General features: G+C 64.9%; 19 protein-coding genes. 9 read left to right on the forward strand and 10 right to left on the reverse strand.

The features are described from left to right. Positions 1-53 precede the first annotated feature (53 nt). The gene (locus KXR83_RS19520; RefSeq protein ID WP_437426234.1) at positions 54-1616 is read right to left on the reverse strand and encodes an amino acid permease; all 1563 of its coding nucleotides are present in this window, start codon (positions 1614-1616) and stop codon (positions 54-56) included. A 219-nt stretch (positions 1617-1835) separates the two neighbouring features. Between KXR83_RS19520 and KXR83_RS19525 the strand changes: the two genes are divergently transcribed. Next, on the forward strand, positions 1836-2453 hold the full coding sequence (locus KXR83_RS19525; protein ID WP_437426235.1) for a TetR/AcrR family transcriptional regulator: 618 nt from the start codon (positions 1836-1838) through the stop codon (positions 2451-2453). A 110-nt stretch (positions 2454-2563) separates the two neighbouring features. Here KXR83_RS19525 and KXR83_RS19530 read toward each other — a convergent pair whose 3' ends face one another. Together KXR83_RS19530 and KXR83_RS19535 are read right to left on the reverse strand one after the other, a co-directional pair. Then, positions 2564-3238, reverse strand: a complete 675-nt coding sequence (locus KXR83_RS19530) for a response regulator (protein ID WP_437426236.1) — start codon at positions 3236-3238, stop codon at positions 2564-2566. Further along, positions 3235-4470 (reverse strand): sensor histidine kinase, encoded by a 1236-nt coding sequence (locus KXR83_RS19535; RefSeq protein WP_317712315.1) that lies wholly within the window; start codon positions 4468-4470, stop codon positions 3235-3237. Before KXR83_RS19535 ends, KXR83_RS19530 begins: the two co-directional genes overlap by 4 nt. A 161-nt stretch (positions 4471-4631) precedes the next feature. On the opposite strand from KXR83_RS19535, the gene KXR83_RS19540 reads away from it, so the two are divergent. Continuing rightward, positions 4632-5036, forward strand: a complete 405-nt coding sequence (locus KXR83_RS19540; RefSeq protein WP_062796745.1) for a VOC family protein — start codon at positions 4632-4634, stop codon at positions 5034-5036. 14 nt (positions 5037-5050) lie between these two features. Here KXR83_RS19540 and KXR83_RS19545 read toward each other — a convergent pair whose 3' ends face one another. Beyond that, positions 5051-6091: a sigma-70 family RNA polymerase sigma factor gene (locus KXR83_RS19545; RefSeq protein WP_317712313.1), complete on the reverse strand. Its 1041-nt coding sequence runs from the start codon at positions 6089-6091 to the stop codon at positions 5051-5053. A 123-nt stretch (positions 6092-6214) separates the two neighbouring features. Between KXR83_RS19545 and KXR83_RS19550 the strand changes: the two genes are divergently transcribed. Together KXR83_RS19550 and KXR83_RS19555 are read left to right on the forward strand one after the other, a co-directional pair. After that, positions 6215-7018 (forward strand): DUF72 domain-containing protein, encoded by an 804-nt coding sequence (locus KXR83_RS19550; RefSeq protein WP_437426237.1) that lies wholly within the window; start codon positions 6215-6217, stop codon positions 7016-7018. Positions 7019-7087: 69 nt separating this feature from the next. Next, the gene (locus tag KXR83_RS19555; protein ID WP_399510358.1) at positions 7088-8050 is read left to right on the forward strand and encodes a YihY/virulence factor BrkB family protein; all 963 of its coding nucleotides are present in this window, start codon (positions 7088-7090) and stop codon (positions 8048-8050) included. Between the two features lie 22 nt (positions 8051-8072). On the opposite strand, the gene KXR83_RS19560 is transcribed toward KXR83_RS19555, so the two are convergent. The 3 genes from KXR83_RS19560 to KXR83_RS19570 all read right to left on the reverse strand — a co-directional run bounded on the left by KXR83_RS19560 (position 8073) and on the right by KXR83_RS19570 (position 11678). Further along, a complete protein-coding gene (locus KXR83_RS19560; RefSeq protein ID WP_437426238.1) occupies positions 8073-9296 on the reverse strand; it encodes an SfnB family sulfur acquisition oxidoreductase in 1224 nt (407 codons plus the stop codon). Then, on the reverse strand, positions 9293-10411 hold the full coding sequence (gene sfnG / locus KXR83_RS19565; protein WP_437426239.1) for a dimethylsulfone monooxygenase SfnG: 1119 nt from the start codon (positions 10409-10411) through the stop codon (positions 9293-9295). Before sfnG ends, KXR83_RS19560 begins: the two co-directional genes overlap by 4 nt. 88 nt (positions 10412-10499) lie before the next feature. After that, positions 10500-11678, reverse strand: a complete 1179-nt coding sequence (locus KXR83_RS19570; protein WP_437426240.1) for an LLM class flavin-dependent oxidoreductase — start codon at positions 11676-11678, stop codon at positions 10500-10502. Positions 11679-12371: 693 nt separating this feature from the next. Between KXR83_RS19570 and KXR83_RS19575 the strand changes: the two genes are divergently transcribed. Beyond that, the gene (locus tag KXR83_RS19575) at positions 12372-13559 is read left to right on the forward strand and encodes an ROK family protein (protein WP_174548728.1); all 1188 of its coding nucleotides are present in this window, start codon (positions 12372-12374) and stop codon (positions 13557-13559) included. Between the two features lie 55 nt (positions 13560-13614). Here the strand turns inward: KXR83_RS19575 and KXR83_RS19580 are convergent, their stop codons facing one another. From KXR83_RS19580 to KXR83_RS19590, 3 genes are all read right to left on the reverse strand, one after another. Then, positions 13615-14469 carry an ABC transporter permease gene (locus tag KXR83_RS19580; protein ID WP_437426241.1) on the reverse strand — a complete coding sequence of 285 codons (855 nt, stop codon included), beginning with the start codon at positions 14467-14469 and terminating at the stop codon, positions 13615-13617. Continuing rightward, entirely contained in the window at positions 14466-15449 is a 984-nt protein-coding gene (locus tag KXR83_RS19585; RefSeq protein ID WP_023962413.1) for a daunorubicin resistance protein DrrA family ABC transporter ATP-binding protein, read from the reverse strand. The genes KXR83_RS19580 and KXR83_RS19585 overlap by 4 nt, the downstream gene beginning before the upstream one ends. A gap of 279 nt (positions 15450-15728) precedes the next feature. Continuing rightward, positions 15729-16535: a VOC family protein gene (locus KXR83_RS19590; RefSeq protein WP_437426242.1), complete on the reverse strand. Its 807-nt coding sequence runs from the start codon at positions 16533-16535 to the stop codon at positions 15729-15731. 150 nt (positions 16536-16685) lie between these two features. Here KXR83_RS19590 and KXR83_RS19595 point away from each other — a divergent pair, with 150 nt between their 5' ends. From KXR83_RS19595 to KXR83_RS19610, 4 genes are all read left to right on the forward strand, one after another. Next, a complete protein-coding gene (locus KXR83_RS19595) occupies positions 16686-17087 on the forward strand; it encodes a TOBE domain-containing protein (protein WP_031333395.1) in 402 nt (133 codons plus the stop codon). Then, positions 17087-17875: a molybdate ABC transporter substrate-binding protein gene (gene modA, locus KXR83_RS19600; RefSeq protein WP_437426243.1), complete on the forward strand. Its 789-nt coding sequence runs from the start codon at positions 17087-17089 to the stop codon at positions 17873-17875. The genes KXR83_RS19595 and modA overlap by 1 nt, the downstream gene beginning before the upstream one ends. Before the next feature lie 74 nt (positions 17876-17949). Then, positions 17950-18678, forward strand: coding sequence for an ABC transporter permease (locus tag KXR83_RS19605; RefSeq protein ID WP_437426387.1), 729 nt, complete (start codon positions 17950-17952; stop codon positions 18676-18678). Continuing rightward, a complete protein-coding gene (locus KXR83_RS19610) occupies positions 18675-19742 on the forward strand; it encodes a sulfate/molybdate ABC transporter ATP-binding protein (protein WP_437426244.1) in 1068 nt (355 codons plus the stop codon). The genes KXR83_RS19605 and KXR83_RS19610 overlap by 4 nt, the downstream gene beginning before the upstream one ends. The last annotated feature ends 294 nt before the right edge of the window (positions 19743-20036 follow it).

Genomic DNA, 20036 nt, shown 5'->3' on the forward strand with positions numbered 1-20036 from the left:
CTTTCGGTGAGAGCTGTTCGCGGACAGCCGCATCGCAGCGGCCAGGCCGGGGGTCAGATGGGCTCTGCGGGTGCGGCGACCTTCACGGGCATCGGATGCTTCTTGCCGTGTGGGAAGCAGGCGATGCCGAGGAGGATGGCCACCGCGATGCAGATCGGACCCGCCCATTTCAGGATGGGCATCTCGCCGGCCGGATCGAAGATCTCCGACCGCGGCCATGCCAGGTTCACGACCATGGCGAGCCCATAGATGACTGCGAGGAGGTTGATGGGAATCCCGAACCGGCCCAGGCTGAACAGTTTCTTGCCCTCGGCGTCGACGATGGGGGTGCCATGCGGCCAGCCCTTGAGGCGTCGCCACAGCATCGGACCCGTGACGGAGAGGTAGGCGAGGTAGATCAGGATGATGCAGACGCTGGCGAGGGTCGCGAAGATTGCCGAGTTGCCCACGTTGACCACCAGGACGCCGATGCAGAGAACACCGATCAGGATCGACGGGGCGATCGGGGTGCCGGTTCTGGGGTTGACGTGCGAGAGGATCCGGGATCCGGGAAGCCGGTCGTCGCGGGCCATCGAGAACATCAGCCGGGAGCATGCGGTCTGAATTGCCAAGGTGCAGATGAAGATCGCCACCACGACGTCGCACAGCAGGACCTTGCCCCAGAACGATCCGAGCACGGAGTCGAGGACGTACGGCAGGCCGCCGACGGCCAGTTCTTCACCGAGACTCGGTGCTGCCATCAGGGCGCCGAGCAGCATGAGCCCACCGCCGATGGCCGAGACGGTCAAAGCCAAGCGGATGGTCCGCGGTGCTACGCGCCGGGGATTCTTGGTCTCCTCGGCGAGCTCGCCCGCCGAGCCGAAGCCGACCATCACGTAGGCGGCCATCAAACCGGAGACGATGAAAGCCCAGACGTACCCGGGTTGTTCGCCGGGAATGCCGGTGTCGAACACCACGTCGGGGCCGCGCTCGGCATGGGTGAACAGAGCCAGGATCACGGCGATGACGCCGACGATCTCGCACGTGACACCGATGCTGTTGACTCGGCTCATCCAGTTGACGCCGATGCAGTTGATGATGGTGGTGATCACCAGCAGGATCGAGCCGAGCAGTACAGCGTTGGACGCGCCGCTGGTGCTGGTGAGGGCAGGGTCGGAGCCGATGAGCTGGAAGCCGGTCCAGATGGACGGCATCACCACCTGCAGCGCAATCGCTGCGGCCGAGGCGGTGACGATCTGCGCGAGGATCATGAACCAGCCGCCGAACCAGCCGATCACCTCGCCGCCCACACGGCGTGACCATTGGTAGATGGCCCCCGAGATGGGGAAGCGAGCGGCGATCTCGGCGAAACACAGAGCCACCAGGAGTTGACCGACGTAGACCGCGGGCCAGGTCCAGAAGAATGCCGGACCGCCGAACGAGAAGCCCAGTCCGAAGAGCTGGAAGATGGTTGTCAGGATGGAGACGAAGGAAAATCCCGCCGCAAAGGACGCGAATGTTCCCAGCGAACGATGGAGCTGCTGGGTGTAACCGAACGCGGAGAGATCGTCGGAGTCGCCGTTCTTGGTGACGCCGCCGCTCACTGGTGCCGAAGGTGGTTGCGCAGTTGCGGTCATGGGAGATCTTCCTGGTAGTGGGCCCATGAGCCCGGTTTATCTGTCAGGTGATAGATAAACCGTTCGCTATTTCTGTCGAGTGACAGGTTTGTTACCCCGAGGCAAACGAGTGCAACAACTGTGTTTCCGAATGCGCACTTGCCAGGTCAGGTCCGTTCGTCTCCCGAGCCGCGCTGCGACGGCGGATCGGCCGCGGCGGATGACAGTAAGGTGCTCTGTGTGAGTTCGGTTTCGACAGGGCCAGGACGCCCGAGGTTGGTGGAGCAGCGTCGCCGTGGGGATACCGCACGGGACGAGATCCTCGACGCCGCCGGAGAACTCTTCACCACACGCGGATACTCCGGAACCTCCACCCGGATGATCGCGGAGGCCGTCGGGATTCGGCAGGCCTCTCTCTATCACCACTTCAAGACCAAGGACGACATCCTCGAGGCGTTGCTACAGAACACCGTGGCAAGGGCGCTGGTCACGGCGCAGCAGCTACGAGAGGCCGTCGGCGAGCCGGCGCTCGAACGTCTGCAGTCGCTCGCCAGATTCGACGCCGCCCAGCTCGCGGGTTCGAGGTGGAACCTCGGCGCCCTGTATCTCCTGCCGGAGTTGCGCACCGATCGGTTCGCCGAATTCCGCCAGGCGAGAACAGATCTGGCCCGTATCTACGCCGCGTTGGCAGGGGAGGTACTCGGTGACCCCGAAGATCCGCGTCGACACCTGCCGTTCCGGCTTGTCGAGTCGGTGATCAGCATGCGTTCCGATGAGATGGCCGGCGCGCTCGGCGCCGACTCCCTGCACGAGATGGTCGACCTCTTGGTCGACACCATCGCACTCGTCTTGAAGTAGTTGCCGCAGCGACGAACTCGCAGGATTTGTATTCAGGTGCAGGAGTTGCAACCCCCTGCGCCGAGACGAAAAGCCTGTGTCTGTGGACGGCCGAACGCGCGACGTCGAGTTCAGAGCACCTCACCGGGTAACGCGTCGTGAACCAGGAGCGCGATCTGCACCCTGTTGTTGAACGCCAGCTTCTCCAGGATGTGCGAGATGTGGCTCTTGACCGTGGCGATGGACACGAACAATTCTTCGGCGATCGCGGCGTTCGACATCCCACGCGCGACCGCGATGGCCACGCGCTGCTCGCCGGCGGTCAGCAGATCGAACTGTTCTGTTGCCTTCGTGCGGCGATCGCCGGGGTCGGTGAAGCGCACGATCAACTTGCGGGTGATCGACGGTGACAGGATCGGTTCGCCCGCAACAACTTTGCGCAGAGATGCGATGAGGTCGGCGGGTGGGGTGTCCTTGAGGAGGAAGCCGCTGGCGCCGGCCTGCAGCGAACGCAACACCAGGTCGTCGGTATCGAAGGTGGTCAACATGATCACCTGTGGCGGCTCGGCCATCGAGCGCAACGCGATGGTGGCCTCGAGCCCGTTGACCTTCGGCATCCGGATGTCCATCAGCACCACGTTGGCGTCGGTCTCCGCCGCAAGCGCTGTGATCGTGGACCCGTCCGCGGCTTCGCCGACGATGTCGATGTCCGGCTGCCCCGACAGCATCGTCCGCAGACCCGCGCGCACCAGCCACTCGTCGTCCACGAGCAGCAGGCGGATGGGGGATGGGGCCTCGGTGCTCACAGGCTGCCCGCTTCCCATGGCAGGCGAGCGGTCAGCACGAAGTTGCGCTCCACGACGCCATACGACAACTCGCCGCCGGCGAGCGTGACCCGCTCGTTGATGCCGACAAGACCCGATTTGGCCCCGGGGATCGGTTCGATGGCCGAATTGGCAGCCATCGACAGTGGTTGGTGAATCCTCACACTCAGCCCATCTCCGGGTCCGCCGCTGATGTGCACGGTCACCGGTACAGCACCCGCGTGTTTACGCGCATTGGTCAAGCCCTCCTGAACAATTCGATAGGCGGCCCGGCTGACCACACCCGGTACGTCGTCGAGGTCGCAGATGTCGATGGTCGCGCGGATCTGACTGCCCGCCTCCTCGGCTTCGCCGAACAGGGTGGGCAACGTGCTCAGCGATCGGGTGGGCTGAGCAAAATCCTCGGACTCCTCACGAAGCATGGCGATCACGTCACGCAGGTCGACCAGCATCTGATGGACGCCGGCGCGGATCACCCCGGCCGCCCGGCGGATGTCTTCCGGTGGTGCGTCGGGCCTGAACTCGAGCGCGCCGGCATGCACGGACAGCAGGCTCATCCGGTGGGCGAGCACATCATGCATCTCCCGCGCGAGCCGTTCGCGTTCGGTGGCCCGAGCATTGGCGATCCGCTCGCGCTGCTCGGCCTCGACGGTTCGCGCACGCTCGGCCAGCGAGATCAACAGCTGCCGACGGTTGCGGACCATGGTTCCCCACCCGACAGCCACCGCAGCCATCAGCGCCCAGAACACGAGCACGGCGAGCAGCGACTCCTGCCCTTCCGGGTACAGCCAGCGGTTTGTCAGGGCCGCAACAAAGCTGGCCAGGGCCACCGAGACCGCGTATCGCATCGGCTTGTGGACGGCGAGCGAGAACACCGCCAGCAGAGCGACTCCGCCGATGGCCGAGGTGAATCCGGAGGCGACCGTCGCGACGATTGCCAGGGCCAGCGGCCATCGGCGCCGCCACACCATGGCCACGCAACCCGCCACCCCGACGGCCAGGTCGGCCACGATCACGCCGGAGATGTTGTCCAGACGTGGGCTGATGGCAACAACACCGATTGCCGCGGCCAGCAGGATCATCAGTACGTCGATCGCGATGTCGCGTTTGCTCCGCCGGCCGATCAAGGGGTGGGGATCGGTCTCCAGTTCGGCGCGCACCGCACCGGGCATCCAGGCGCCCCGAGCCGTCAGATCATCCCATCCATCCGTCACAGCAGCCCACCGGTTCGCATCGCCCGATCATGCGCTTCGCAGTGGCACCGGTGCATCAGGCGAAAGGCGGAAGTTCGACGGGCGATGAGTTTTGCTTGCGGGCGATGTCTGTTGTGGTGTCCGCTTGATGCACAAAACAACCCTGGATCGGAGTCATCATCATGTCCCGCATGCTGTTCCTCAACACAACCGCCACCGACATCCCCGCGACGCGCAAGTTCTTCGGAGAGCTCGGATTCGAGTTCAATGAGACCTTCAGCGACGAGAACACCCTGTGCCTGGTGATCAACGAACTCACCGTTGCCATGCTGATGACGCCCGCCCGGTTCCAGGACTTCATCACCGGAGGCATCGCCGACACCAGCAAAGAGCGTGAGGTGCTGATCGCCATCTCCGCCGAATCCCGTGAAGCCGTGGACACACTCGTCGACAAGGCACTGGAGATCGGTGGCTCCAAGTGGATGGACGCGCAGGATCACGGGTTCATGTACGGACGTAGCTTTCTCGACCTCGACGGTCACGTGTGGGAGGTCACCTGGATGGATCAGTCCGCCATATCGGGTTAGGACGGCATTTCGGGCTAGCTCGGCATCTCTGGCTGGCCCGGTTCTTTCTCCGACTCCGACGGGCCGGGAGGCACCGCAGGCAGTCCGAACCGGGCGAAGTCGGCCTCCATGGTGTCGGAGAAGAAAGCCACCACATGACCGACGCCATCGGCGGTGATGTCCAGGACCTGCAATTGGAAGGGCCTGTGCACACCGTCGGCGTCGATCATGTACAGCCCGAACGCGGGCTGGCCGTTGGCCACCGCCGGCAGCAGCACCATGTCGCCGGCTGCCTTGGCCGGGCAGTTGGAACCGATGAGCGTACCGATGACCTCCGGGCCCTGGTACCAGCCGGTGAACGGTGGCATCTCCCAGATGGCCTTGTCGGTGAACAACGCGACGATGGCATCGATGTCGTACGCCTCGAAGGCGTCGACCCACTTCTGCAAGAGTTCTCGCTGGGCGGCGTCTCCGGGCTCGACCACCGAATCGCGCTCCGGCGCAACCTCTTTGAGCTGGGCTCGAGCGCGCTGGAGCAGGCTGTTCACCGTTGCGGTGGTCAATCCCAACGTCTCGGCGACCTCGGCGGCGCGCCATTGGAGTACGTCACGGAGGATCAGGATCGCGCGTTGGCGCTCGGGGAGATGCTGGAGCGCAGCGATGAACGCCAGACGGATGGATTCACGGGAACCCACGACGGTGGCGGGGTCCGCGGTCTCTGACAACGTTTCGTCGGACCCGGCAAACGGCTCGAGCCATGGCACCTCGTGGTCCTCGAGGAGAGTGCCCTGAGGATCTGACGACTCGCCGCCGAGTCCCGAGGGCAACGGCCGGCGCTGCTTGGACCCGAGAGCGGTGAGGCAGGTGTTGGTGGCGATCTTGTAGAGCCACGTACGCACCGAAGCGCGGCCGTCGAACCGGTCGTAGCCACGCCAGGCGCGGATGAACGTCTCCTGGAGAAGGTCTTCTGCGTCGTGATGTGAACCCATCATCCGATAGCAATGTGCAAGCAGTTCACGTCGGTACGGTTCGGTGACTTGCAGGAAGTCAGAATCTACCGCGGCCTCGATAGTCATGGGGAAAAGGTTACGGGAGCGGTCTGACAACAACCAGGGTTCTTAGGCCATCGATTGCGCCAGGTTGGGCGGTTTTCGGGTGTCCGGTCGAGCGATGGCCGCCGCTCGTGTAGAGGTTGGGGAATGATTCGAGTCGGCACCTCGGGGTGGGTGTATCCGCCATGGCGAAGAACCTTCTATCCGGAGGGCCTGGCCCAACGCCGCGAACTCGAGTACATCTCCCGGGTTCTGAACTCGGTTGAACTCAACGGGTCCTTCTATTCTCTGCAGCGGCCGACCAGCTACCTGAAGTGGGCGGAGCAGACGCCCGACGACTTTCTGTTCTCGGTGAAGGGCCCGCGCTTCGTCACCCATATGAAGCGGCTCGTCGACGTGGACCAGCCGCTGGCCACCTTCTTCGCGTCGGGCGTGCTGGCACTCGGACCCAAACTCGGACCGATCCTGTGGCAACTGCCGCCCAATCTGCCGTTCGACGCAGACGCACTCACGGCGTTCGCGCATCTGCTGCCGCGCACCACCACCGAAGCAGCCGAACTCTCCACTGGACACAGTGACCGCATCGCCGACCGGGCCTGGACCACAACCGACGCGGAGCGGCCGATCCGTCACGCCCTCGAGGTCCGGCATCCGAGTTTCATGACACCGGAGTTGCCCGACCTGTTGCGTGAGCTCGACATGGCGCTGGTGCTCGCCGACTCGGCGGGCAAGTTCCCCGTGATCGACGAGGTGACATCCGACTTCGTCTACGCCCGCCTGCATGGCGACACCGAGCTCTACACCAGCGGCTACACCGACGAGGCGCTCGATTCGTGGGCCGAGCGGTTCCGGGCGCGCGCAGTGGACCGCGATGTGTTCGTCTACTTCGACAACGACGCAAAGGTCAGGGCACCGTACGACGCGAAAGGGCTGCTCGACCGCTTGCTGTGACCTGGCTCGGGTAGCGTTGTCGCTGCGCTCAACAAGCGATGGCGCGCCAGGCAACGACTGGGGTGCATGATGATCGAGCGTTTGGACAAGCTGCAGAGGCGGCACCCCGTCTTGGGTTTCGGCATCGCCGTGATCTACAAATACGCGGACGACCAGGGCGGATATCTCGCCGTTCTGATGACGTACTACGCGTTCCTCGCGCTGTTCCCCTTGTTGCTGCTCTTGACCACCGGCGTCGGCATAGTGCTCGACGACAATCCCGAGTGGCAGGCGAAGGTACTAGATTCGGCCCTCGGCCAGTTCCCGGTGATCGGCCCGCAGCTCGGCGAACCGCAGGAACTCAGCGGTGGCACAGCGGGAATCGTGATCGGCATCCTCGGTGCCCTGTACGGCGCCTCGGGTGTCGGCCAGGCGGCCCAGAACGCGATGAACACCGTGTGGCAGGTGCCGCGCAACAACCGGCCCAACCCGATTTTCTCCCGGTTCCGCAGCCTGCTCCTGCTGACCGTGCTGGCGATGACGTTGGTGGGCACGGCGGTGTTGTCGACGTTCGCCGGATTACCCGGATTCCTTGGGCCTTTGGAGGGGGTGACCATCGGTCTTCTGGCCGTGGTCATCAACTCGGCGGTGTTCACCATCGCCTACCGTCTCAGTACCAGCAACGACGTGAGCTATCGCGATGTGTTGCCGGGCGCGGTCGCGATGGCGATCTTCTGGCAGCTGTTGCAGACATTCGGAACGGTGTACGTCACCCAGGTGGTGAAGAACGCGAGCACCACCAACAGCGTGTTCGCCGTGGTGCTGGGCCTTCTCGCGTTCTTCTATCTCACCTCCATCGCCGTGGTGTTCACCGCGGAGATCAACGTGGTGAGAGTGCATCACCTGTACCCGAGGGCCCTGCTGACACCGTTCACCGATGCCGTCGACCTCACCCACGGCGACCGGAAGACATACACCCGTCAAGCAAAGGCCCAGCGAGCCAAGGGTTTCGAACACGTCGATGTCACGTTCCGCAAGAACGACGACACCTGAGGCCCGTTCGGCGCTCCTAGCGTCAGATGACCCCGTGCAGCGGCGGTGGTGTGTCGTGCAGCAACGAGCGACCGATGTGCTGATACTTCCACCGCGCCGGGTCGTGCAAGGTGTGCGTACGCGCGTTGCGCCAGAAGTGATCCAGACCGAGATCTGCTGCGGCGCTTCGCGTTCCTGACACCTCGAAGAGCGCGCTCGACACCTCGTTGGAAGCCCGGTCGGCAACGATCTTCGCCGTCGCCACCGCAATAGACGCGGCGGCGGCTCGCTCTGCTGTCGCGTCGGCCTCGGCGACGAACGTGGCGTCCACCGCCTCGCCGGCGCTCTTCAGGGTTGCCTCGGCGGAGATGACCTCCACAGCCAATTCGCCGACGCGCTGGATCACCAGCGGATCGTCGATGGCACGATCGACATTTGCCTCGAACCACGGGCGGCTGCGGTTGCGGACGAATTCTGTTGCAGCAGAGAGCGCTCCGCGGGCGATGCCGGCGTCGATGGCCACGTGCAGCAGCTGGGCGAACGCACCGTACCCGGCCGGGGCGCCCACCGCGCGAGCCCGGGCGACCAATTGGTCGCGGCGCAGGGACACACCTTCGAACGTGATGGTGCCGCTGCCCGTGGTGCGTTGGCCGAGTCCGTTCCAGTCATCGACGATGCGGACACCGGCGGCGTCGGCGGGAATGAATGCCACGTACTCGCCGTCCTCGAGCCCCGTCTTGTGGTCGGGGTCGTCGAGCCGTGCCAACACCGCGAGCGTATGGGCGTACAGCGATCCCGTGCAGTAGTACTTCGAGCCGTCAAGACGAAGTACACCGCGGTCCGCTCTGACCGTGGTGGTGATGTCGGCGACGGTCTTGCCGCCCCGCTCGGACTGCGCGTTCGCGATCCGGCTACCGCCCAGCACCGCCTCGAAGAGATCGCGCTGTTGCGGTGGATCAGCGGCCAGGCGAAGCAGATTCAGATACACGAAGTGGCTGTGCGGGATCTGCGCGATGTTGGGATCGGCTGTGGCAAGGATGCGGACCACCTCGGCCACGATGCTCGGCGGTAGATCTGCACCACCGAAACGGCTCGGCACCGTGATCGCCAGCAGTCCGCTCGCCGAGAGTTGATCGATCTCGCGATAGGGCAGTTTGCGGTCGCGATCGCGCGCCACCGCGCCGGTGGCGAAATGTGCGGCCAGGTCGTGGGCCACCGACAGTGCCTGCTCGGCAGTGTCGATGCGAGAGGCGATCGCGGTGCTCACGATGCGCCGACGCCGGCTTCCGCATCGGCCGCTTCGAGTTCACGAACCAGCGGCAGCACCTTGGCACCGAAGTACTCGATCTCTTCCTGGAAGTGCAGGAAGCCGCCGAGGACCAGGTCGACGCCGAGTCGCTTGTAGGCGACGATCCGCTCGGCGACCTGTTCCGGCGTGCCGATCAGCTTGGTCTTGAACCCGTCGTTGTACTGCACGAGGTCTTCGAAGCTCGACTCGGCCCACATCCCCTTGCCGTCCGACGTGGACGCGCCGGCCTGTTGCACCGAATCCCGGAACCCCTCGACTGCAGGACGATTGGCCTTCTCGATGATCTCCCGGAGGGTGTCCCGGGCCTCGGCCTCGGTGTCGCGGGCGATGATGAACCCGTTCAGCCCGAACTTCACCTCGCGGTCGTGTGCCCTGGCGACCGCACGCAGGTCGTCGATCTGCTCGGTGACACCGTCGAAGTCCTTGCCATTGGAAAAGTACCAGTCGGCGAAGCGTCCGCCATTGCTGCGGGCCGCGGTGGAGTTACCTCCCTGGAACAGTTCGGGATTGGGGCGCTCGGGTGTGTTCAGTGGCTTGGGCTTGAGGGTGAAGTCACGGATCCGGTAGAAGTCGCCACCGTAGTCGACATTGTCCTCGGTCCAGATCTTGCGGATGACCTCGAGGAACTCGGCACTTCTCCGGTAACGCTCGTCGTGCTCGAGCCAGGGCTCACCCAGCGCCTTGAACTCTCCGGCGAACCATCCCGACACGACGTTGATGGCGAACCGGCCGCCCGACAAATGGTCGGCGGTGGCCCCGAACTTGGCCAGCACCGCCGGGTGCCACAGGCCGGGATGGATGGCGGCGATGACCTTGAGCTTCTCGGTGGCCCCCAACAGTGCAAGGCTGAAAGCTGTTGATTCGTGCTGGAACTCGGCGCCGTAGGACGCCATGTACCGAACCTGCGACAGTGCGTACTCGAAGCCGTTGTTCTCGGCGGTCTGGGCCAGCTTCTTGTTGTACTCGAAGTCCCAGCTCGTCCGCTGTTCGATGTCACTTGTCACCAGGCCGCCACTGACGTTGGGGACCCAGTAGGCGAACTTGATCTGATCGGCGATGCTCTCGGTGCTCACGGTTTGCTCCAATGGTTCTGCGGGAGGGGACAATCGGATTCGGTGAAGGCGGGTTAGGCGAAGGCGGGCTGTGTGAAAGCGCAGCCCGTCAGGACGCGCCGGCCGGGGACAACGACGGCAGGAAAGCCCCCCGGACAGGCTCGGATACCCGGTCATCGGCACTGAGCAGGCCGCGCCGGATGAGCCTCGGGCGCACGCCCTCTCCGAAGTGGTAGGCCTCTTCCACGTGGGGGTAGCCGGACAGGATGAAGTGATCGAGCCCCAGAGCCGCGTACTCCGCGATGCGGTCGGCCACCTCATCGTGCGAGCCGACCAGCGCCGTGCCGGCTCCGCCTCGGACAAGCCCGACGCCGGTCCACAGGTTCGGATAGATCTCCAGCGAACGGGCATCGGTACCGCTGCTGAACGCGGCGCCTCCGCCGTGCAGTTCGAGCATGCGCCGTTGCCCTTCTGATTCTGAGCGGGCGAGGTTCTGCTGGGCTCCGGCGACCACCTGAGGGTCGAGTGCACCGAGAAGCCGGTCGGCTTCGGCCCACGCCTGTTCCGCGGTGTCCCGCGAGATCACGTGCAGCCGGATGCCGTAGGAGAGTTCACGACCCTCGTCCGCGGCGAGCCTGCGGATCCAGTTGAGCTTCTCGGCGACGGCGTCCGGCTTCTCACCCCAGGTCAGGTAGGTGTCGGCGTACTTGGAGGCGACGGTTCCCGCTGCCGGGGAGGAACCACCGAAGAACACCGGCGGAAGCGGATCGGGCTTACGGGCCAGGTGAGCGCCCTCGACCCGCAGATGCTTACCGGTGAAGTCCACCGGGCCGTCGGAGGTCCACAACTGCCGGATGATGTCGAGGTACTCGCCGCACCGCTCGTACCGGGCCTCCTTGGACAGGAAGTCGCCGAAAGCGCGCTGTTCCGACGATTCACCTCCGGTGACCACGTTGAGCAGGAGCCGTCCCTTCGACTGCCACTGATAGGTCGCCGACATCTGTGCCGACAGGGTCGGGCTGGTCAGGCCCGGTCGCAGGGCGACGAGGAACTTGAGGGTGTCGGTGGTGTCCAGCAGCATCGCGGTGGACAACCACGCGTCCTCGCACCACAAGCCGGTAGGCGTGAGGACCGCTTCGAATCCGTTGACCTCGGCGGCGCCGGCGAGCTGATTGAGATAACGCAGGTCGGCGGGCCGGTCTCCGGACATGTCAGAACCGTGACCACCCGCCATCAGATTCCGTGAGTCGCCATACGTCGGCAGGAACCAGTGGAAATGCAGGGACACGGAGGACGCCTTTCTGTTTGTCTGGCGATTCGTCTGGATCGACCCGTGGTCGACGACGCAAAAGCCCGGAGTTTCGAACACAGTGTGGGCGGCGTCGACGCGGCGATCCCAGGGTTCGGATCGGTGTGATTCCAAGTCGGCGATCGCCGCTGCCGCGGGGCTATTCTCGCCGGTGAGCGCGGTGTCGACCTGCGTTCACATCGTCACGTCCACGACCCCGGTCCGTTGGACAGGTGTCGGCGCCGCTGCTACTTTGACCTTCATGACGAGCAACGGCCACCACATCCCGGAGGTCACCTATGTGACCACCGCGCTGGGATGTCGTCTGCCTTTCGCTCGTGTCCTCTGTTGTCGAATGTCCTGACCCGAACCGCCGCGCTCGCGGCATTTCCTTCAGACATCTCCCCGCCCCGGCCATCGTTGGTCCTGGAGGCGACAACTCGATGAGGACCTTCGATGACTGCAACACTTGACCACCGCATAGCAACACCTGTTCGCCCGTCTGCTCGACCGAGTGGCCCGGAGACGCAGCGCAGCGGAGCTCGACCCAATGCCCCGGAGACGCAGCGCAGTGGAGTTCGACAGGGCGGCCCGGCCGGATCGCGGATCGGTTCGCCTGCTCGGCCCGCTCATCCGCAGCCCGCGCCCGGCCAGAAGCCGGCGCCCGCCAAGTTCGGCGGAACCCGCGCCGGTATCCACGTCGCGACGCCTCAGCTTCATCTGTCGACCAAACCGGCGGCAGTTGTCCTGCGAGCGGCCCGGCTGCACGGCCCCGTGTTCCGCGACGCGGCATCGGCCGCATCGGGTTTGAGTATCTCGACGGTGAACCGTCAGGTCAGCGCGCTGCTGAAGGCCGGCCTACTGCGCGAGCGCGCCGACCTGGCACCCGCAGGCGCAATCGGACGTCCCCGCCTCCCGTTCGAGCTGAACACCGCCGAATACCTGACGGTGGGCATCCACATCGGTCTCAAGGTCACCTCGATCACCACCCACGACCTGTTCCACCGCGTGGTGGGCGCCATCCAGATCCCGACCCCGGCTGCCGACACCCCCGAGCAGACCCTGACGTCGATCGGGTTGAGCGCGAAACGTTTCCTCTCTCGCTGGCAGAACAAGCGCGTGCTCTGGGCCGGGGTGGCGCTGGCCGGCCGGGTCGACAACGGCGGACGTGTGAGCCATTCCCGGTTGAACTGGCAGTCCGCGCCCGTCGGCGAGGTCCTGGCATCGGTGATCGGTCTGCCCATCTCGGTGGCCTCGCACGTCGAGGCGATGGCTGCCGCGGAACTCCTGCTCAACCCCCAGGCGGAATTGCTCGTCGATCCAGGTCAAGAAGGCGGCAGCTTCGTCTACTTCTACGCCCGGGAAACGGTGGGTATCGCCTTCACCGTCGGCGGCAGCGTGTACACACCCACCGCCGGGCCGCCGGAGATCGGACATTTCCCCGCGGGCCGCACCGAACTCCTCGACCCCCACCGCACCGGTCGCCTCGAGCCGACCGTGAGCGACACCGGTGTGGTCGACGCCGCGATTGCTGCGGGCTTGACCATCGAGACCGTCGAAGACGTGCACCAGCTCGCTGCCGCAGGCAACGACGTGGCGCGCGCCATCCTGACCGAGCGGGCCGAAGTACTCGGCCGTGCAGTCGGCCTCATCTCCGACATCTTCAACCCCGACCACGTTGTACTGGGCGGGCAGGCGTTCACGGACGCGCCTTCGACTCTGCCCGTGGTGGCCAGAGCTGTTCGCGAGACCTCCGTGTCCGAACGTCGCGACGTGCGCGTGTCACGGTCGGGCGCCACCGTGCAGCAGCAGGCCGCCGGCGCGGTGTCGCTTGATGCGATCTACAGCGATCCGATCGAGGCTCTGTCCCGGAGTCTGTGAAACGCAATCGAGCGGGCCGGATGACCGGCCCGCTCGATGTACTCACAGGGTGTTGTCAGTCCGTGGTGCGCTTGCGGTAAGCGCGCAACGCGAACGGCGCGAAGATCAGCGTGAGTGCCACCGACCACAGCACCGTGGAGAGTTCCGGGTTCTGAAGTGGCCACGGGGCATCGGCCGGCGCCGCCGGACCATTGCCCCACAATTCGCGCATCGCCTGGACGAGTGACGAGATCGGGTTCCACTCAGCGATGGTGCGCAACCAGGTGGGCATGGGCTCTGTGGGCACAAAAGCGTTGGACAAGAACGTGATCGGGAACAGCAAGGTGAACATCACGCCGTTGACCGCTTCTGGCGACCGCATCACCGAACCGATCAGGATGCCGAACCAGATCATGGCGAACCCGAACACGAGCACCAGAGCAAAAGCCAACGCGGCCTTGGCGATGCCTTCGTGGATGCGCCATCCGATGAGCAGACCCGTGATGGCCATGACCACGATGCCGATCGACGAGTGGATCAGCGCGGCAACCGAACGTCCGACCAGAACGGACGACCGTGCCATCGGCAACGACCGGAAGCGGTCGATGATGCCCTTCTCCAGATCGTTGGTGAGACCGAGCGCGACGATGAACGCAGAGAAGGCAATGGTCTGGCCCATGATCCCGGGCAACAGCCACTCTTTGTAGTCGAATCCGGAGCCAGGACTGATCGACGCACCGAACACGTACGCGAACAGCAGCACGAACATGATCGGCTGCACCGTGACGTCGGACAGCATCTCCGGCTGGCGCTTGGTGTGCAACAGGTTGCGCCGCACCATGACCAGGGATTCCCGGACCAGATCAGGCCGGCCTGCAGTGGATTTCGGGGTGGAGCGGCCGGTATCGGCCGGTGAAGTTGTGGTGGTCATGACTTGTTCTCCTCGTTGTCGGCGTCCTCGGCGCGGTGTCCGGTGAGGGAGAGGAAGACGTCGTCCAGGCTCGGGCGGGTGAGTCCGATGTCGTCGACTGCGATCTCACTGCGTTCGAAGATCCCGGCGATCCGGGTCAGGTCGGCGAGTCCATCGGCGCTCGCGGTGAGCTGCCGTGCGGACTCCTCGACGAACACCTCGCCGCTGTTCTCGCGCAGCAACCGGGTGGCTTCTTCGAGATCGTCGGCATGCGAGACCGTGATGACCAGACTGGCCTGTCCGGCTTGTTCCTTGAGTTGTAGTGGCGTGCCGGCGGCGATGATCTTGCCTCGGTCGATGACAACGATGTCGTCGGCGAGCTGGTCGGCCTCTTCGAGATACTGCGTGGTGAGCAGCAGTGTGGTTCCGTCGTTCACCAGCGATCGCAGTACGTCCCAGAGTTCCTGGCGGCTGCGCGGGTCGAGGCCGGTGGTGGGCTCGTCCAGGAAGAGCACCGGCGGCGAGGCCAGGAGGCTGACCGCGAGGTCGAGCCGGCGGCGCATACCTCCCGAGTAGGTCTTGACCACGCGGTCCGCGGCGTCGGTCAGCGAGAACTGCTCGAGCAGTTGGTCGCCGGACCGGCGTACGTCCTTGCGGGGAAGCCCGTAGAGGCTGCCGATCATCCACAGGTTCTCGCGGCCGGTGAGCAATTCGTCGACCGTCGCAGCCTGTCCGGTGAGGCCCATGTTGCTGCGGACGAGATCCGGGTTCTCCCGTACGTCATATCCGGCGATGCGAGCAGTGCCCGACGTCGGCTGACTCAGTGTTGTCATCATGCGGACCGTGGTGGTCTTGCCCGCGCCGTTGGGCCCGAGCAGTCCCAGGACGGACCCCGGTGGAACTGAAAAACTAACTCCGTCGACAGCGCGGACGCCGTCGAATTCTTTGACCAGGTCGATGGCTTCGATCGCCAGGTCGGTGGCCCCCGTGGCAGTTGTCATGCGGGTAACCGTATCGACCGACTCTGACATCGGGCCAGCGCTTTTATCGCCGAGCTGGGTCACGGAACACTCCTCTGGTGGATGGATGCCGAATCGGACAAATCCGGCTTCCGGTGGTCTTCTGTCCTGATCAGCTGATCTGATGGTTCATGTTCAAGTGCGCTTGAAGTCAAGGGCTCGTCCCCCCGGCGGTCTGTTCATCTTGTATTCGTCTGCGACGGCGGCTTTCCGTCGCCCTGTGTCGGACTTCATCGCCGAGGCCCGCACGCGGCGGTCGGTTCAGGCGACCTGTTGCAGTTTGATCATTGCCCCGAACGGGTCGCCGATCGTGGCGAGCCGCCCGTACGGGGTGTCTTCCGGCGCGGCCACCACGGCCCCACCGAGTTCGACGGCCTTGGCAACGGTTGCGTCGACGTCCTCGGTGCCGATGTAGATGGCCCAGTGCGAGGGGACCTCGGACGGCAGGTAGCCGGAGGCGTCCATGATCCCGGCGTAGCCCTCGCCAGGCCCCCTGTCGGGCAGACTCAGCTGGCTGTATCGGAACTCGTCCGTGTCCGAGAGACTGACGACGGGTTTGCCGAGCACCTCGCCGTAGAACTCGACGGCTCGTGGGTAGCCGGTGCTCTGCAGCTCGAAATACGTTGCTGCACCGGCTTCCATGTGCAACTCGAAGCCGGTGTGCCGGCCTGGTTGCCACAAGCCGAACACCGCGCCGTGCGGGTTCGCCCCTGTCTCGGGGTCCCCGCCCGGGTCCGTCACGATCGCCATGGTGCCCTGCTCCGGTATCTCCATCGGATCTTGGAGCACGCTGCCACCCGAGGCGGCGACGCGTTTGACGGCGGCCGCGATGTCGGAGGTCTGGAAGTAGGTGCACCAGAAGTCAGGCATTCCCGGATCAGGTTTCGGACCGAGGCCGGCAATCAGCTTGCCCTTGTGGGTGAACTGCGAATACCCGCCGAAGCGCTCGTCCATCTCGGTGTGGTCCCAGCCGAACAGTCGGCCGTAGAAGTCCGCGGCAGCGCCGGGGTCGGTACTCGACAGGTCGAACCAGACCGCAACGCCGTCGGAGTGGGTGGGAACTGGCATTTTTGGCTCCTCGGAAGTATGGAAAAGGATCTCGGAAGGTAGACACACGGCGCCGCCAGAACTCATCGCGTCGGCGGCGAACCGGCCCCCGCTCCGCAGATGCGGCTGCACACGATTGACAGCGCCGCACGTGCGGCGGACCATCATCTAATGGGTGATCTCAAGATCCGCCAGGCGGCAGAACTCCTCGGCCTCAGCGACGACACGGTGCGCCGGATGATCAGCGGGGGACAGCTACCCGCCCATGTCGACGGCAGCGGTCGTCAGGTGGTCGACGGCGCCGACCTGGCCAAGGTCGCGCGGGACCGGGCACCCAGCGTCGTGTCGACCGATGCACCGGTGGCGCGTTCGGCCCGCAACCGATTCGTGGGCCTGGTCACCGACGTTCGCTCCGACCCGGTGATGAGCCAGGTGACCTTGCAGTGCGGACCGTTCGAGGTGACCTCGCTGATGAGCACCGACGCCGTCAACGAACTCGGGCTACGGCCCGGGGAGGTCGCGACAGCGGTGGTCAAGGCCACCACGGTCATCGTCGAGACCAGGAGCAGGTGATGGGCCGGCGGAGGTCCACGTCACCGGCTCGACTCACCGAGTCTCTCGGTGTGGTGTTCGCTGCCGTACTGGTGGTCGCAGGGTGCTCGACCAGCGGCACAGAAGACGGACAAGTCGGCGAAGCCGGCCTCACCGTATTCGCTGCAGCCTCGTTGAAGAGCAGCTTCACGGCATTGGCCGACGAGTTCTCCGAGACGCACGGCGGCGTCGACGTCTCCCTGAACTTCGACGGCTCGCAGGCGCTGGTCACGCAGATCGAACAGGGCGCCGACGCAGACGTCCTGGCCACGGCCGACGAGAAGAGCATGGCAAAACTGGGGGAGAAGGTGACAGATCCGCAGATCTTTGCCACCAATGTGCTCACCATCGTCACCGCGCCGGGGAATCCGAAGAACATCCGCACCCTGGCTGACGTGACGAAAGACGGTGTCACGACGGTCATCTGCTCGGTGAGTGTGCCCTGTGGCAGCGCTACAGCCCTGGTTGAGAAGGACACCGGAATCGACATCAAGCCGGTGAGTGAGGAAACGGCGGTGACCGGGGTGCTCAGCAAGATTCAGACGGGGCAGGCCGACGCCGGACTGGTGTACGTCACCGACGCCGTCGGCGCGGGTGACTCGGTCACCACTGTCGCCGACCCCGCCCTAGCCGCGGTGGTCAACGCGTATCCCATCGGGGCAGTCGCCGAGTCGGAGAACGCGCCTCTGGCACAGCAATTCGTCGACATGGTCACTGGTCCGCAGGGGTCGGCGGTACTCGAGCGAATGGGCTTCGGGCCGGCGAGGTGAAGGCTTCGCAATCCGGTCTCAAAGCCGTTCCGGCATGGTTGTACGTGCCGGCCGCCCTCGGTATCGCACTGGTGATGCTGCCGCCCATCGCATTGGCGGTGAACACTCCCTGGGACCATTTCTGGGACAACATCACCTCCGAATCATCCGTGGACGCACTGGCGTTGAGCGTGCAGACGGCCGCGATCAGCACCGTCCTGTGCATCCTTCTGGGCGTTCCGATGTCGATCGTGTTCGCGCGGCGTGGTGGCAGCACGGTGCGCGTGGTGCGTTCGGTGGTGCTGCTACCTCTGGTCCTGCCGCCGGTGGTCGGGGGAATCGGTCTCCTCTACGCCTTCGGGAAGTTCGGCCTGGTGGGCGAACATCTCTCGGCCATCGGAATCGACATCGCATTCACCACCTCGGCAGTGGTGCTGGCGCAGACCTTCGTGGCACTTCCCTTTCTCGTCATCAGTCTGGAGGGAGCGCTGCGCACCGTCGGGGCGCGATACGAACAGGTGGCGGCCACGCTCGGGGCCTCGCCAACCCGCACCCTGCGGAAAGTGACCATGCCACTTGTGTTTCCGGCTTTGCTCTCCGGAATGGTGCTGGCGTTTGCCCGTGCACTCGGCGAGTTCGGCGCGACGATCACGTTCGCGGGCAATCTCCAGGGTGTCACCCAGACTGCGCCGTTGGCGATCTACGTCGAGTCGATCAGTGAACCGGAGCAGGCGCTTCCCCTCTCCGTGGTGCTCGTTGTGGTTGCGTTGCTCGTCGTGGTGGCCGTTCACGTGCGCGATTCGCGGCGGACGGCTGTGCTGTGACCGGCGATCTGATGGCGTCGCTGCGCAATGAGTTGCCGGCCATCGACGTGGAACTGACTGTTCCTCAGGGTCATACCGTCGCCGTCATGGGCCCCAACGGTGCCGGCAAGAGCACACTGATGAATCTGCTGGCCGGATTGTCGAGGCCGAGCGCCGGACGAATAGCCCTGGGATCGCGAGAATTATTCGGTGGCAGCACTTTCATGCCTCCACACCGACGCGACGTGTCGATGCTGACGCAGCAGGGACTGTTGTTCCCACACCTCACCGTGAGGCAGAACGTGGCGTTCGGACCGTCGGCAAGGCGCCTGCCAAGAGCTCAGGTCAGGGCTCGCACCGACAAGTGGCTCGATGCAGTCGGCGCCACCGAACTCGCCGATCGCAAGCCGGCGCAACTGTCCGGAGGTCAGTCACAGAGGGTGTCGCTGGCGCGCGCGCTCGCCACCGAGCCGTCGGTGCTGCTGCTCGACGAGCCTTTCAGTGCACTCGATGTGGATGTGGTGCACCGCATCAGGTCGATGCTCCGACAGATTCTCGCGGATCGCGCGCGGATCACGGTGCTGGTGACCCACGACGTCGCTGACGCCGTGACGCTCGCCGATTCGGCGATCATCTTGGCCGAGGGACGGATCGTGGCGCGTGGCCCCGTCCGTGACTTGCTGGCCAGCCCGATCAACCAGTTCTCGGCCCAACTCGCCGGACTCAATCTGGTGAGCGGAGTCTGGAACGGCGACGTCCTGGAAGCGGCCGGCTTTGCGGTCTCCGGATTGCCCGATGCGCCGATCGCGCCGGGAAGTGCTGTGATGGCAGCCTTTTCGCCGCGCGCTGTCGCCGTCTATCGGGAGCGGCCCAGCGGCAGCCCGCGCAACGCCGTGAAAGCCGTTGTCATGCAGCTCGTTCCGCAGGGTGACCTCGCGCGGATCGACGCCCGGGTTGCTGACGGGACAGTCCTCACGGCGACCGTGACCTGGTCGGCCGTCACCGAGCTGGGACTCGTTGCCGACGATGAGGTGTTCCTGGTGATCAAGGCGAGTGAAGTGACCGTGTACGAGAGTCGGCACTGACACTCTCACTCTTTCGCGTTGGTAATGAATTGCTTTCTTGCGGCGTGTCCTTTCGGTGGTCGCCTGTCCATGGTCGGCATGCGCCCACACTGATTCTCGGGCATCAGAATATTCCGACACACATCGGTGATGCATCGAAAGGTGTTACGTTCACTCAACCGGAGAGAACGATGAGACTGCAGTAGTCGGGTGGGTGGCATGGCGTTCGTCGGCGGGGAGGGTACCTGCGTGTCGGCGGCTGCCTGTCTGCGCACCCGACAGTGAGCGGAAGGCCAGGCAGATGGCGTTGAACGT

The organism is Williamsia muralis (assembly GCF_051487485.1).
Taxonomy (GTDB): Bacteria; Actinomycetota; Actinomycetes; order Mycobacteriales; family Mycobacteriaceae; genus Williamsia; species Williamsia muralis_B.